Origin of the sequence: Hyphomicrobium sp., assembly GCF_020852195.1 — a bacterium.
In the GTDB taxonomy this organism is placed as follows: Bacteria; Pseudomonadota; Alphaproteobacteria; order Rhizobiales; family Hyphomicrobiaceae; genus Hyphomicrobium_C.
On sequence record NZ_JADZBI010000117.1, the window covers coordinates 1 to 12,546 of the forward strand.

Annotated in this window: 17 protein-coding genes and 1 pseudogene; 11 read left to right on the plus strand and 7 right to left on the minus strand. The window is 64.6% G+C overall.

Translation table 11 applies throughout. From position 1 onward, the window contains the following. From IT540_RS09215 to IT540_RS09255, 9 genes and pseudogenes are all read left to right on the plus strand, one after another. Nucleotides 1-312: pseudogene (locus IT540_RS09215) on the plus strand (hypothetical protein); the annotation flags it as partial. Then, nucleotides 313-567, plus strand: coding sequence for an acyl carrier protein (locus IT540_RS09220; protein ID WP_291176167.1), 255 nt, complete (start codon nucleotides 313-315; stop codon nucleotides 565-567). A 160-nt stretch (nucleotides 568-727) separates the two neighbouring features. Continuing rightward, entirely contained in the window at nucleotides 728-1,420 is a 693-nt protein-coding gene (locus IT540_RS09225; RefSeq protein WP_291176170.1) for a Crp/Fnr family transcriptional regulator, read from the plus strand. Between the two features lie 176 nt (nucleotides 1,421-1,596). Continuing rightward, nucleotides 1,597-1,713 (plus strand): pyrroloquinoline quinone precursor peptide PqqA, encoded by a 117-nt coding sequence (pqqA, locus tag IT540_RS09230; protein ID WP_291176173.1) that lies wholly within the window; start codon nucleotides 1,597-1,599, stop codon nucleotides 1,711-1,713. 30 nt (nucleotides 1,714-1,743) lie between these two features. Further along, the gene (gene pqqD / locus IT540_RS09235; protein WP_291176176.1) at nucleotides 1,744-2,043 is read left to right on the plus strand and encodes a pyrroloquinoline quinone biosynthesis peptide chaperone PqqD; all 300 of its coding nucleotides are present in this window, start codon (nucleotides 1,744-1,746) and stop codon (nucleotides 2,041-2,043) included. Next, nucleotides 2,012-3,148 (plus strand): pyrroloquinoline quinone biosynthesis protein PqqE, encoded by a 1,137-nt coding sequence (pqqE, locus tag IT540_RS09240; RefSeq protein ID WP_291176178.1) that lies wholly within the window; start codon nucleotides 2,012-2,014, stop codon nucleotides 3,146-3,148. Before pqqD ends, pqqE begins: the two co-directional genes overlap by 32 nt. Nucleotides 3,149-3,159: 11 nt before the next feature. Then, nucleotides 3,160-3,663, plus strand: coding sequence for a hypothetical protein (locus IT540_RS09245; RefSeq protein ID WP_291176181.1), 504 nt, complete (start codon nucleotides 3,160-3,162; stop codon nucleotides 3,661-3,663). Nucleotides 3,664-3,678: 15 nt separating this feature from the next. After that, nucleotides 3,679-4,746: a 3-phosphoserine/phosphohydroxythreonine transaminase gene (gene serC / locus IT540_RS09250; RefSeq protein ID WP_291176183.1), complete on the plus strand. Its 1,068-nt coding sequence runs from the start codon at nucleotides 3,679-3,681 to the stop codon at nucleotides 4,744-4,746. 2 nt (nucleotides 4,747-4,748) lie between these two features. Next, a complete protein-coding gene (locus IT540_RS09255; RefSeq protein WP_291176186.1) occupies nucleotides 4,749-5,522 on the plus strand; it encodes a dihydroorotate oxidase in 774 nt (257 codons plus the stop codon). 27 nt (nucleotides 5,523-5,549) lie between these two features. On the opposite strand, the gene IT540_RS09260 is transcribed toward IT540_RS09255, so the two are convergent. From IT540_RS09260 to IT540_RS09275, 4 genes are read right to left on the minus strand one after another with little or no spacing between them, the layout of a single operon-like run. Then, nucleotides 5,550-6,542, minus strand: a complete 993-nt coding sequence (locus IT540_RS09260; protein ID WP_291176189.1) for an FAD-dependent oxidoreductase — start codon at nucleotides 6,540-6,542, stop codon at nucleotides 5,550-5,552. Between the two features lie 14 nt (nucleotides 6,543-6,556). Further along, nucleotides 6,557-7,453, minus strand: coding sequence for a U32 family peptidase (locus IT540_RS09265; protein WP_291176193.1), 897 nt, complete (start codon nucleotides 7,451-7,453; stop codon nucleotides 6,557-6,559). A gap of 22 nt (nucleotides 7,454-7,475) precedes the next feature. After that, complete coding sequence (locus IT540_RS09270) at nucleotides 7,476-8,453, minus strand: peptidase U32 family protein (RefSeq protein WP_291176214.1); 978 nt, start codon at nucleotides 8,451-8,453, stop codon at nucleotides 7,476-7,478. Nucleotides 8,454-8,473: 20 nt separating this feature from the next. Next, nucleotides 8,474-9,025 (minus strand): SCP2 sterol-binding domain-containing protein, encoded by a 552-nt coding sequence (locus tag IT540_RS09275; RefSeq protein ID WP_291176197.1) that lies wholly within the window; start codon nucleotides 9,023-9,025, stop codon nucleotides 8,474-8,476. A 118-nt stretch (nucleotides 9,026-9,143) separates the two neighbouring features. Here IT540_RS09275 and IT540_RS09280 point away from each other — a divergent pair, with 118 nt between their 5' ends. After that, nucleotides 9,144-10,667: a UbiD family decarboxylase gene (locus IT540_RS09280; protein WP_291176201.1), complete on the plus strand. Its 1,524-nt coding sequence runs from the start codon at nucleotides 9,144-9,146 to the stop codon at nucleotides 10,665-10,667. Beyond that, nucleotides 10,667-11,260 (plus strand): UbiX family flavin prenyltransferase, encoded by a 594-nt coding sequence (locus IT540_RS09285; protein WP_291176204.1) that lies wholly within the window; start codon nucleotides 10,667-10,669, stop codon nucleotides 11,258-11,260. The genes IT540_RS09280 and IT540_RS09285 overlap by 1 nt, the downstream gene beginning before the upstream one ends. Here the strand turns inward: IT540_RS09285 and IT540_RS09290 are convergent. The 3 genes from IT540_RS09290 to IT540_RS09300 all read right to left on the minus strand — a co-directional run. Further along, nucleotides 11,238-11,525 (minus strand): hypothetical protein, encoded by a 288-nt coding sequence (locus IT540_RS09290; RefSeq protein WP_291176207.1) that lies wholly within the window; start codon nucleotides 11,523-11,525, stop codon nucleotides 11,238-11,240. The genes IT540_RS09285 and IT540_RS09290 overlap by 23 nt on opposite strands. A gap of 10 nt (nucleotides 11,526-11,535) precedes the next feature. Continuing rightward, nucleotides 11,536-12,369, minus strand: coding sequence for a peptidylprolyl isomerase (locus tag IT540_RS09295; RefSeq protein ID WP_291176211.1), 834 nt, complete (start codon nucleotides 12,367-12,369; stop codon nucleotides 11,536-11,538). Nucleotides 12,370-12,376: 7 nt separating this feature from the next. Next, on the minus strand, nucleotides 12,377-12,546 hold a 170-nt coding region (locus IT540_RS09300), incomplete at its 5' end, for a respiratory nitrate reductase subunit gamma (protein WP_291176217.1).

The window sequence follows — 12,546 nt, forward strand, 5'->3', positions numbered from 1 at the left end:
GCGGCCACGGGCGCGCGCGCGCACGACGAGGCAACCATCCGTACGCTACTGATGAGCTGCCGCGTGATCGGCCGAGAGATCGAGCGCGCGTTCCTGGGAGAGATGATCGGCGCGCTCAGGCGACGCGGTGTCCGCCGCATTCGGAGCGAGTACATCCCGACGCCGAGGAACGCCATGGTGCGCGATTTCTATGCCTCCTGCAGCTTCGAACAGACTGGCGAAGACGAGGATGGGAAAACGACGTGGCTGCTCTCTGTCGACGCGCAGGATGCGCCATCTTCGCGCCATGTGACCGCAACCTGGGAGATCTGAATGCACGGGCCCGCCTCCGCGTCAACACTGTCATACCCGGAGATCGCATCGATCTTTTCCGAGGTGTTTCACTATACCGGCCCCCTCACTCAGACCACATCGCCAGACGACGTCGGACGATGGGATTCGCTCCAGCACATCGCCCTGATCCGCACGCTGGAGATGACGTTCTCCGTTCGCCTCTCGATGGACGAAATGATGGAGATCAGAAGTGTCGGCGACATCGAAACCGTGCTTCGGCGCCATGGCGTTTAAGCGCTGCGGGATGCAATGATCAAATGTATTTGATCAAGCCTGCGCGTGGCGAGATGTGACGAAAAGGCCGGCTGCTTGTTGTCTTGCATCAAGTTCAGCCGGCGCGGAGTGGCGCAGGGAGGAGAGCATCCGGAGGTCACATCCAGGTTCTCTCGGAATCATGGACGCAGTTGACTGGGCCATCATAAAGTCCACCCCGCTTTTCGGTGCGATGGCATCGCAAACGGCGCAGGCGCTCGTCGGGCATGCGGCGCCCCGGCAGTATGAGAAGGGCACCACGCTCTTCCTGCAAGGAGAGCCCGCGGAGGCCTTCTTCATCGTCCTCGACGGATGGGTGAAGATCTATCGGACGACGCCTGACGGGCTCGAGGTCGTGCTCCATGTCTTCACGAGCGGTGAGACCTTTGCCGAGGCCGCCATATTCCTCGGCGGGCGCTATCCGGCGAGCGGAGAGACCGCGGCTCCGTCGCGGCTGCTCAGGGTTGACGGCGCCGCCTTTCGTGCGCGCATCGAGGAGCGGCCGGCGCTGGCCATGTCGATGCTCGCCTCAGCATCCTATCAGCTCAAGTTCCTCGTGGAGCAGATCGAGCAAATCAAGGTGCGTTCCGCTCCGCAGCGGATCGCTGATTTCCTGGTCCGCATGACCGAGGTCCGCAAAGGCGAGGCCGTTATCGAGTTGCCGTTCGAGAAAGGACTGCTCGCAAACCGGCTCGGTATGAAGCCCGAGAGCTTTTCGCGTGCCCTCGCGCAACTGCGCGCACATGGCGTGACCGCCGAGCGCGGGACCATAAGCATCGCTGATATCGGCCGGCTTCTCAGCTTCGTCGAGTTCGTCCCCGAGGACGATGCGTAGGCGGACAGTAGCTCGCCGCTTGGGGCGCACAACCTATCAAAAAACCGTGAGCGCGGCCCATGTTTTCTACGGCGCCCCTGGCCGTTTAACAAAAGTCAAAGGCCCAGAGACGGCGCGCGGGATAGTGCGCGCGGGGTCGCAATGGCCCTCTTGTGGCAAATAAGGAGGAACCCCGAATGAACGCCCTCGACAATGCCTGCATCGACGGGAACGTCACCTTGACATGGGTTGCACCCGCATACTGCGACGTGCGCCTCGGCTTCGAGGTGACCGCCTACGTCTACGTTCGCTGACGGGGGGAAGCTCCGAAAGGAGCCCTCAGCGTGGAGGAGCACATGGAGGCCGAACGGCGGCTCAGACCGGAGGACGTGGTCGAGCTCAATCCAAACTATCACTTCCGATGGGAAGAGCCGCAGCAAGCCCATGTGCTCCTCTACCCCGAAGGGATCGTGAAGCTGAACCAAACGGCAGCCGCGATCCTGGAGGCCTGCACCGGCGCCCCCTCCATCGCGGACGGCACCGCCGAGCTCAGTCGCCGCTACGACAAGCGCAATCTCGGCGCAGAGGTTCTCAAGTTCTTGGAGGTCGCCCATGCCAAAGGCTGGATCCGGGTTAAGTCTTGACGGCCTGGGCATGCCGCTTTGGCTCGTAGTCGAGCTGACCTACAAGTGCCCGCTCAAGTGCCCCTGGTGCAGCAATCCGGTCGACTTCAACCGCTATCGCAACGAGCTCACCACGGAGGAGTGGAAGGCCGTGCTGCGGGAGGGTCGCCGGCTCGGATCGCTGCAGCTCGGGTTTACCGGCGGTGAGCCAATGCTGAGGCGGGATCTGGAAGAGCTGGTCGAGGAGGCGGACGGCCTCGGCTACTATACGAACCTGATCACGTCTGGTGTGGGCCTCAACGAGAAGCGGCTTCGGGCGCTGAAGAAGGCGGGGCTCAAGCAGATCCAGCTCAGCATTCAGGCCTGCGACCAGGAGCTCAACGAGAAACTCGTCGGACTCGACGTGTTCGCGCACAAGATTGCGATCGCGCGCACGATCAAGGCCGAGGGCTTCCCCATGGTTCTGAACGTTCCAGTCAGCCGCTACAATATCGACCACACCGCCGCGTTCATCGAGCTCGCCGCGGATCTCGGCGTCGAGTACGTCGAGTTCGCCAACCTGCAATACTACAACTGGGCGCTCTTGAACCGGGCCGAGCTCCTGCCCACGCGCGAGCAGCTCGCCCGCTCGGAGGCCGAAGTCAAGGCGGCCCGCGAGCGCCTTGGGAAGCGGCTCACGATCTACTACGTGGTGCCCGACTACCACGACAACCGTCCCAAGGCGTGCATGAACGGCTGGGGCTCAATCCATCTGACGATTGCGCCCGACGGCACCGCGCTTCCTTGTCAGGAGGCCCGCCTCATCAAGGAGATCGAGTTTCCCAACGTGCGCCACCACGCACTCGACTGGATCTGGACGCGATCGCCGGCATTCAACCAGTTCCGGGGCGAATCCTGGATGAAGGAGCCGTGCCGGAGCTGCAGTGAGAAGGAGAAGGATTTCGGCGGCTGCCGCTGTCAAGCGTACTTAATGACGGGCGATGCCGCCAACACCGACCCCGTGTGCGCCAAGTCGCCCCATCGGCATCTCGTCGATGCGCTGATCAGCGGAGCCGAAACGCGCCGCGACCAGAAGCCTTTGATCATGCGTGAAGGCGGCTATCCAAGGCGCACGGGCGCCCGCTGACCGAGACGCACATGGACTTCGGCACCCTCGATCTCCTTGCACGACTGCTGCACGTGGCGGGCGTCATCATCTGGATCGGGCACAACTGGGTGAACGTGGTGCAGACACCCGTGTTCCGGCGCGTTCTGCCGTCCGACCCACCGGAGACGGCACGTGACGTGTTCATCCGGGCATCCAAGCGCGAGCACGGGATATTCCGCCATGCGTCGCTGATCGTGCTCGCGACGGGCCTCTACATGCTGTGGCGGCGCGGCGACCTTGTCGACGCCATCACGCTTTCCGGCCCGTCGGCCACCATCGGTCTCGGCATGTGGATAGGAACGCTCATGGTGCTTAACCTGTGGCTCGTGCTGTGGCCGCACCAGAAGAAGGTGCTGGGATTTAGTCCTGCATCGACCGACGAGCGGCTCAGATGCTCGCGCATCACGTTCCTCTCGTCGCGCACCAACACCGTGCTCTCGGTGGCCACGCTGCTGCTCATGATCGGTGGCGCTCACGGCTTTTCTTTGCTCTGACGATGGGAAGCAGCCATGCAGGTTCTCAGTTTCGCCTCGGCCTGCTCCAAGATTCCGGACGACGTACTGGTCACGCTCCGCGCGGATGTCGCCGAATGGCAGGGCTCCGGGCTCTCGGCCCTGGAGCTACCATTCACCGGAAAGGCATTCGCCGACATCAAAGCGCTTGCCGAGCATGACCTCCGGGCGCTTCTCGACCTGCCGGACGGCTACCACATCCTGTTCCTGCAGGGCGGCGCGTCGGCGCAATTCGCGTTTCTGCCGATGAACCTCCTCGGAAACGCATCGCATTGCGACTACGTCGACAGTGGGCATTGGTCGCGACGTGCAATCGCCGCGGCGCAGCCGTATGGCGACGTGCGCGTGATCGCCGCAGGCGACGGACATACGCTGCCGGATCCCGAGGAGTGGGATCGCTCGCCCGACGCAGCCTATTGCCACTACACCACCAACGAAACCGCGGACGGCCTGCAATTCCAGACGTTCCCCGAGGCGGTCGATGTGCCGCTCGTGGCGGACATGACGGCTGATTTCCTGACCAGGTCGATTCCCGTCGAGCGGTTCGACCTCATCTACGCAAGCGCCCAGAAGAATCTCGGCGCTGCAGGTCTCACGCTCGTAATCGTACATCAGAGCCTGCTCGGCCGCGCCCGGCGCGGAACGCCCGCACCCTTCGACTACAGGCGCCAAGCCGATGCCAAATCCCGGGTCAACACGCCGCCGACGTTCGCCGTGCTCGTCGCGAGCCGGATGCTGGCTTGGCTGCGAACGCAAGGCGGCTTGGCAGCGGCTCAGGCAAGGAACGAGGCCAAGAGCGCCAAGATCTATGCCGAGATCGACGGCAGCTTCTACCGTTGTCCGGCGTCGCCGTCCTGCCGCTCATCGATCAACGCATGCTTCCATCTTCCCGATCCCGCGCTGGATCTCATGTTCGTCGAGGAAGCGCAGGTGCAGGGGCTTTATCACTTGCGCGGCCATCCCGACGTCGGAGGCGTCCGCGCGTCGCTTTACAACGCGGTTTCGGAAACGGCCGTGGACACGCTCGCAAGCTTCATGTCCGACTTCAAGCGCCGAAGAGGGTAGAGATGCATGTCGGCGAGAACAGAACGCACCATCGGGGCAGTCTGCCTGCCCTGAACCAATCCGTGACGGTATTGGGGCTTTCCTTCTCAAATCCGCTTGGGCTCGCTGCCGGCTTCGACCGGACAGGCGAGCTGGTTCCGTCGCTTGCCGCACACGGCTTCGGACATATCGAGTTCGGCACCGTCACGCCGGCAACCGGTCGGGCGGCTACGCTCGGCCGCATTCGCTCCCGCATGCGCATCGGGATCAATATCGGCAGTGCGCGGCCCGGACTCGACGAGCAGGTGATCGAGGACTACGTAGCGACGCTGAGGCAGGTGTACGGGCTCTGCGACTATGTCGTCGCCAACCTCAGCGCACCGGCACTGCACCGCGATGGCAACATGTCCGGCATCGACATGCTGGTGAAACGTCTTTGCGTGGCGCGGGACGTCCTCTCTGCGGTTGGCGGACATCGCGTACCCCTGCTCGTCAAGCTCGAGGCGAGGAGGCACAGGACCGCCTTTCCGGCCGCGATCATGGCGCTGCGCGGAAGCGGGCTCGACGGCGCCGTGCTGGTGAGCGACTCGCTCGATCGGATCCACACGATCTCAACCTATCTCGATGGGCTCACGGTCATCTCCGTCGGCGGCGTTCGGCTCGCCGAGGATGTGAAGGCGCGTATTGCGGCCGGAGCATCCCTGGTCCAAGTGCACCGGGCATATGCAGATGGCGGCGCCGCGAGAATTCGGCGCATCCTGAAAGGGCTGACAGAGCCAACGGAGCACCACCGCTGAAGATGCCTCATGTCCATCGCGCGGACGTCATTCCTCAGAAATGAGCGGGCTCAAGGCCGCGCCTCCCTCCAGATAGTCGGCAACCAGCTCTGCCAATGCCGGAGCGAGCAGGAAGCCATGGCGGTAGAGACCGTTCACGACGATGCGCCGTCCGCGCACGATGACGCGCGGCACGTTATCGGGAAATGCAGGACGCACTCCCGCGTCGATGGCCACAATCCGGGCGTCGCCGAAGGCCGGATGGAGCGCATATGCCATAGCGAGCAGATCGAGCGCTGAACGCAGCGTCACAGGTCCCTGCTCGTCGCTTTCGATAACCGTCGCTCCGATCATGTATGTTCCCATGTCCCATGGAACGACATAGAGCGGCGCGTACGGATGCAGGAGACGAACCGGACGTTTGAGCGCAATCGCAGGATTTTGAATGACGATCCGCTCACCTCTGACGCCGCGCAGGGCCGTGACATCCTGGCTGGCTCCCATTCCACGGCAATCGATCACATAGTCCGCATCCTCCTCCGTTCCGTTATGACCGAATGTCACTTTCGCGTTGAGGCGGCGTATCGTTCTCAGCAGGAACCCTGCTGCCGCAGCGGGATCGACGTGCGCCTCCTCGGCATAGAACAGGGCTGTCTCGAATCGCCGCGCGAGATCGGGCTCGAGCTTCGCCACATCGCTCGCATCGAGCACCCTGTGTCCCTCGGTGAGACGCGAGAAACGGATCAGCTCGCTCCGGTCGCCTGGATGCGCCACGACGAGCGTGCCATTGCTGACGACACCGGCGAACGTCGAGCGCCAGATGTCGAGCGATCGAAGCCCAAGATCCTGGACGATCGGCGGTGCCGTCTCGCGTTCGCAGAAGGGTGCGAGCATGGCCCCGGCATAAGCGCTGGCAGCCTTGCTGAACGGGATCCTCTCCTGATCCACGAGATGAACGGCATAGCCGCGGTAGGCAAGTGTATAGGCCTGCCACAAGCCGGCGATGCCGGCGCCGATGACGGAGATCTTGGGTCCGTTCATCTCCATTCATATCCTCAACGGACGACGTAGGTCGCGCCGTTCACACCCTGGGCGAAGCCGTTCGAGAAAGCAGTGTCGGGCGCAATTGCGCGTAGAAGGCGCATGGCCCGCGAAGACTCGCACGCGTCGTCGAGCACGTCGCGGAAGACACGCGCCACGCCGACCATGTCGCATGTGTGTGGCGACAGACGCAGCGTCGACACGCCGATCTTTGCGAGCTCCTGAGCTTCAAAGATGAGGTTGCAGTACGTATGGGACAGTGTCTGCACGCCGTTGATGGCCAGGAACTTCTCGTCGTCGAGTGTGTCCACGCGGAGCCCGTCCGGATCATTTTCGCAGACGAACTGGCAGGAATCTTTGGTGCGCCCGTAGAGCCGCGCATGATAGCAGCGGGCCGAGATGGCGAGCGGGATACGGCCGAAAGCCCAGACCTCGATCTCCGCTCCCTCAGCGGCACCGGCTATGGCGGCGATCGAGGCCATCGGCAGCTCGGGAGGCAGCGCGATCCGCCGCGCCCCACCGTCGATCAGGAGCCGGGCAGCGGTCTCGTTGTAGACTGAGATAAAAGGTCCAATGGCATGCGGATGGCCCGCAAGATGAGGGAGCATGGAGACATCGTTGGCCTCCACCATCTGCGAGGCCTCAGCCAGTGCCGCGCAGTATCGAAGCTCTCGCTGAAGCGTGGGAAGCGCCAGCGAGCTCAGGATTACGGTCTTGCCGCCGCGTTCGAGGCGAGCAATGACATCCGGCAGAACATCGGAGAAGAACGGCTGACGCTTCGAACAGACCACCTCGCCCAGATAGACGAACTCGACGGGGGCCTCGTCCGCAACGCGCGCGTAGAAATCGCGCCAGCGCGTGGCCGGCCAGTTGAAGAGAAGAGGCCCCAGAGACAGCGATATCCGAGACATGTTCAAATGCCCTGCTCTCGGCTCACCGCCATGCCTTGCGATAGGCACCAGAGGTGACGCTCTGGCCTTCGGTCATGGAGGCGAGCGATTCGATAGGAACAGCCGTGCCGGCGGCAAGGGCGTCGAGCGCCTCGCGGAATGCTGCGACAACGGCTTTGATGTAGGCGCGGCTGCGCTGGCGGCCCTCGATCTTGATTGCCGTGACGCCGGCCGTACGCAGCTCCGGCAGAAGCCTGCGCGCATCGAGGCTCACCGGTTCCTCGAAGAGGTATCCCTGCCCGGCCGTCGTCCTGAAGTGTCCCTTGCAGAGAGTCGGATAACCGACCGGCCGACCGGAATCGGAGCGGTCTATCGTGAACTCACCCAGGCGGGACACGAGGCAGTCCCCGTCCTGCCGGTAGCTGACGTGGCTCGCGGGCGAGCACACGCCATTCATGTTCGGTGACTTACCCGTCGCATAGGAGGAGAGCGAGCACCGCCCTTCCGTCATCACGCACAGGCCGCCGAATGCGAACGTCTCCGTCTCGCACGAGACGGCGCGCGTCACGGCGGCGATCTCGGCAACACTCAGCACACGCGGCAGCACCACGCGCTTCACGCCGAACCTCCCCACGTAGAAATTGATGGAGTCTGCACTCGCCGCTGCAGCCTGCACCGACAGATGCAGCCGCAGGCGGGGATGTGTCGTGGCGGCATAGCCGAGCAGTCCAAGATCGGCGAGGATGACGGCATTGGCCCCGAATGCCGCCGCATCGTCCACGGCACGGCGCCAGGGACCGGGATCGCCGGCCCGCGCGAACGTGTTGATGGCGATCAGCACCTTCGCGCCGCGCTCGCGTGCATAGGAGATGGACGCACGCATCTCGTCGCGGCTGAAGTTGAGGCCGGGAAAGTTGCGGGCGTTCGTCTCGTCGCGGAACCCGCAATAGACGGCATCCGCGCCCGCTTCGATGGCGGTGCGCAGTGATGCCGGCGTCCCCGCCGGGCAAACAAGCTCCAGCGTTCGCGGGCCGTGGGGCGTCACTGGACGTGTCCTCGATTGGCCGTCTTAAGGACGGCGCGCAGGATGCCCTCTAGCGCCCGTTTGATCCCGTCAATGGGCGAGCCACATGCGGCGCATGTCGCCGCGACCTCGCCGAGCAAATCGACATCCGCATCATCGATGGCATTGCGGAGTGCCAGAACTGCTTCGATGTCGCCCTCGATGACAAGATCGCGCGAGAAGAACAGTGCATCACCATCGTAGACCCCGTCGACGAGGCCGATCAGCACCGGCAAGGGTCCACGTATTCGCGCATGCACGGGTATGATGTCGAGCGTACGCACAATCCGCAGGGATATGGTGCTCTCCTGCAGCTCGAGAACGACGGTGAACGGCAGGTCGTCCGGCTCGACGGCAATGCGGCGACGTTCCATCCCGCTGAGCCTGCCGACGAGGTCAGGATGACGCTCGAGAATTCCGGCAAGCAGTCGCACCAATGCAAACTCAAGGGGGAATAGCGGCAATGGGCGCATGGCCCATGCGACGATGCCCGGCAAACGGCGAGCCTGTTGCAATGAAGGTTGCAGCATGGTGCCTCCTCTGCCGTCTTTCTTATCCCGATGCGCGCGGCGCTGCTTAACCGAGGTCAAACATCGCAGAACAGTCCGGTGCTTAGTGCGGCGCAGGCGACATGGGAGACGAACCTCCGTGCGGGACTTGCCGAAGTTTGGCGATTTGCGCGCCTTCCTGAGCTTTCTCGACGCCAAGGGCGAACTGGCGCGCATCACTGCCCCGGTCTCTGTCGCGCACGATATGACGGAAGTCCACCGGCGCGTGCTCGAAAGCGGTGGCCCAGCGCTGCTGTTCGAGACCCCGATCCGCGCCGACGGAACGGCGTCCGACGTACCGGTTCTCGTCAACCTGTTCGGGACCCACGCGCGGGCGTGCTGGGGACTGGGCGTCACGGACGGCGGACTGCAGCGCCTCGGCGACCTGCTCGGTGCGCTCCGCGAACCCGAGCCCGTGGACGGGCTGCGCGACGCCGTGCGCCGCTGGCCGATGATCAAGGCGCTGCTCAGCATGATGCCGACGCCCGTCGCCCATCCCGTCGTGCAGCAGCGCGTGTGCACCGGCGCGGACATCGCACTCGATCGCCTACCCGTGCAGACCTGCTGGCCAGGCGAACCGGGGCCGCTCATCACCTGGCCACTGGTGCTGACGCGGCCGCCTGACGACGAATCCGTCTCGCGCTACAACGCGGGCGTCTATCGCATGCAGGTCCTGGGACCCGACCAAGCCATCGTGCGGTGGCTGGCCCATCGCGGCGGCGCGGCCCATCATCGCCTTTGGGCGGACGCGGGCCGCGACATGCCGGTCGCCATCGTGATCGGCGCCGATCCGGCGACGATCCTCTCCGCCGTGCTGCCGCTTCCGGAAACGCTGTCAGAGCTACGCTTCTCCGGTCTTCTGCGCGGCGAGAGCCCGCGGCTCGCCCGCTGCGTAAGCGTGCCACTCATGGTGCCGGCCGAGGCCGAGATCGTCATCGAAGGCCTAGTCTCCGCGCACGACACGCGGCCCGAGGGGCCGTTCGGGGATCACACCGGCTATTATAACGCCGTCGAATCGTTTCCGCTGATGCGCGTCACCGCCATCACCCACCGCGCCGACGCGCTCTATCTTTCCACCTACACGGGCCGTCCGCCAGACGAGCCATCCGTCATCGGCGCGGCGCTGAACGAGCTTTTCGTGCCGATCCTGCGGCGCCAGGTTCCCGAGGTCGTCGATTGTTGGCTGCCGCCCGACGCCTGCTCCTACCGCATGGCGGTCGTGTCGATCCGCAAGCGCTACGCCGGGCAGGCGCGGCGCGTGATGATGGCGCTGTGGGGGCTCGTGCAGCAATTCTCGTACACGAAGATCATCGTCGTGGTCGACGAGGGTATCGACGTCCGGAGCTGGCGCGACATCTCGTGGGCGCTGGCGACGCGCATGGATCCGTCGCGGGACCTGACGCTCATTGAGCGCACACCCATCGACTATCTCGATTTCGCATCCCCGGTGGCAGGGCTCGGTGGCAAGCTCGGCATCGATGCCACCACCAAGATCGGGAGCGAGACGGACCGCGAATGGGGGCTCGTTCTGGCGATGCGCCCGGACGTCATCGCGCGCGTCGACGCCATGTGGTCAGAGCTGGGGATCAGCCAAGCGATCGCGGCCCAGGCGGGAGACCGTTGATGCAGAAGAACAGGATCGTGCTCGGCGTGAGCGGTGCATCGGGTGCGGACATTGCCGTACATATCGCCACGCTTCTCAGCGCCATGCGAGACGTCGAGGTTCATCTCATCGTGTCTCAGGCGGCAGAGCGGACGCTCGCGCACGAGGTCGGTCAGGACGGATTGCGAACTCTCGAGAAAGCCGCCGCGTGTCGGCATCCGATCCACGACATCGGCGCATCGATCGCCAGCGGCTCCTTCCAGACGGCGGGAATGATCGTCGCGCCCTGCTCCATGCGGACGACCTCCGCCATCGCCGCCGGGCTTGCGGACACTCTCCTCACGCGCGCGGCAGATGTTCATCTCAAGGAGCGGCGCCGGCTGGTGCTCGTAGTACGGGAGAGCCCGCTGCATCTCGGCCACCTCCGCGCCATGGCCTCTGTCACGGAGTATGGCGCCATTGTCGCACCCGCGGTACCGGCGTTCTATCTCCGCCCGACAACCGCGACCGAGATCGTCGACCAGATCGCACGGCGCACGATCGACCTTCTGGCACTCGACGTGCCGCCCCTTGCCGAGACTTGGCCGGGCCTCAGGCCGGGGGCGCCTCGCTGAGCTGGGCTTCGAGCATATGGCGCAGCGCGGCCAGGCCAGGATCTGGCGCGCGGCTGCAGCTCGACATAAGGCCGAGCCACTGCTCGTCGTCCGCCGAGATGATGAAACGCCCGACGGCCTCGTAGGCCCAGACGCCGACATCGGTTTCGTCGCGCGCGGCGGCGGCGCGGACCCGCGCCATCAGCGGCCCGTCGTCCATGGCCGTCAATGTGTCGAACACAACGGTCTCGTCCTCAAAACGGGACAGGAGGGTGCCGAGCTGCATGGCCTGCTCCTCACATCACGCGCAGGTCGAACGTTGCCGGCAGCGAAACGCCTTCGATCTGCGCCCGGCCGGCAAGACGCGCGATATATTGGGCGACGGCGATCCTCTCCGCCTTTTCGCGGAGGTAGCCGGCAATCCGTTCGTGCACGAGCTCGAACGGCAGCCCACTGCCGGCAATCCGCCGCTCCAGCCGGATGATATGGAACCCGTAGCGCGTCTCGACGGGATGTTGTGCCGTCTCGCCCGGCTCGAGCGCCATCATGGCGGCCTCGAACTCCACCGTGGTCTCGCCCGCGGTAATCTGGCCGAGGTTGCCGCCCTGCTCGCCTGACGGACAGGCTGAATGAGCCCTGGCCATAGAGGCGAACCGGTTGGGATCGCGCGAGAGAATGACGAGAGCTGCCATGGCGGCAGTCCGCGCCTGCTCAAACGACTCAGAATCACTTTTGCGAGCCGCAAACAGGATGTGCGAGACTTCGAAGATATCGGCCGAGCGGAAGCAGCGGCGGTTCTGCTCATAGTAGCGACGGCAGGCGTCCTCATCTGCAGTCGGTGTCACGACTTCCCGCCCCACGAGCGCACGGATTATCGCGTCATCGTCGGTCTCGCGGCGTCCTCGCACATCGGATAGGGGCTCGGCGACGATGCCGAGGCGCCTTGCTTCGCCGAGCAGCAGCGCGCGGACAACCAGCGCCCGTGCCGCTGCCGTCCAGGCCATGATGGGCGTTTGTGCCGCATGATTCTGCGCTTCGCGCGAGATCACGTCGTGCGAGATCACGATGCCGTCGACGGCAACGCGCTTGCGGGCCGTCGCAGCAAGATCGGCGTGAAGCGAGCATCCCATGGCGATTTCACTCCACGGGGAGGTTGCGCACGCGCGCCAGGGCCGGCCTCGCCGCGTTGACGCCGGACCGCGACCGCACGACCTGATAGCCGCGCCGGCCGAGATACCAGACCGGCGCGCTCCAGACGTGCACGAGGCGCGTGAAGGGGAAGACCAGGAAGATGGTCATGCCCAGAA

Excerpts from the sequence above, each read along its gene's own strand:
- IT540_RS09290 (WP_291176207.1), bottom strand. The coding sequence starts at position 11,525 with ATGCAGCTCGGCACCCTCCTGTCCCGTTTTGAGGACGAGACCGTTGTG.
- IT540_RS09255 (WP_291176186.1), top strand. The coding sequence starts at position 4,749 with ATGCATGTCGGCGAGAACAGAACGCACCATCGGGGCAGTCTGCCTGCC.
- IT540_RS09275 (WP_291176197.1), bottom strand. The coding sequence starts at position 9,025 with ATGCTGCAACCTTCATTGCAACAGGCTCGCCGTTTGCCGGGCATCGTC.
- IT540_RS09260 (WP_291176189.1), bottom strand. The coding sequence starts at position 6,542 with ATGAACGGACCCAAGATCTCCGTCATCGGCGCCGGCATCGCCGGCTTG.
- IT540_RS09295 (WP_291176211.1), bottom strand. The coding sequence starts at position 12,369 with ATGGGATGCTCGCTTCACGCCGATCTTGCTGCGACGGCCCGCAAGCGC.
- serC (WP_291176183.1), top strand. The coding sequence starts at position 3,679 with ATGCAGGTTCTCAGTTTCGCCTCGGCCTGCTCCAAGATTCCGGACGAC.
- IT540_RS09225 (WP_291176170.1), top strand. The coding sequence starts at position 728 with ATGGACGCAGTTGACTGGGCCATCATAAAGTCCACCCCGCTTTTCGGT.
- IT540_RS09285 (WP_291176204.1), top strand. The coding sequence starts at position 10,667 with ATGCAGAAGAACAGGATCGTGCTCGGCGTGAGCGGTGCATCGGGTGCG.
- IT540_RS09245 (WP_291176181.1), top strand. The coding sequence starts at position 3,160 with ATGGACTTCGGCACCCTCGATCTCCTTGCACGACTGCTGCACGTGGCG.
- IT540_RS09220 (WP_291176167.1), top strand. The coding sequence starts at position 313 with ATGCACGGGCCCGCCTCCGCGTCAACACTGTCATACCCGGAGATCGCA.
- pqqA (WP_291176173.1), top strand. The coding sequence starts at position 1,597 with ATGAACGCCCTCGACAATGCCTGCATCGACGGGAACGTCACCTTGACA.
- pqqE (WP_291176178.1), top strand. The coding sequence starts at position 2,012 with ATGCCAAAGGCTGGATCCGGGTTAAGTCTTGACGGCCTGGGCATGCCG.
- IT540_RS09265 (WP_291176193.1), bottom strand. The coding sequence starts at position 7,453 with ATGTCTCGGATATCGCTGTCTCTGGGGCCTCTTCTCTTCAACTGGCCG.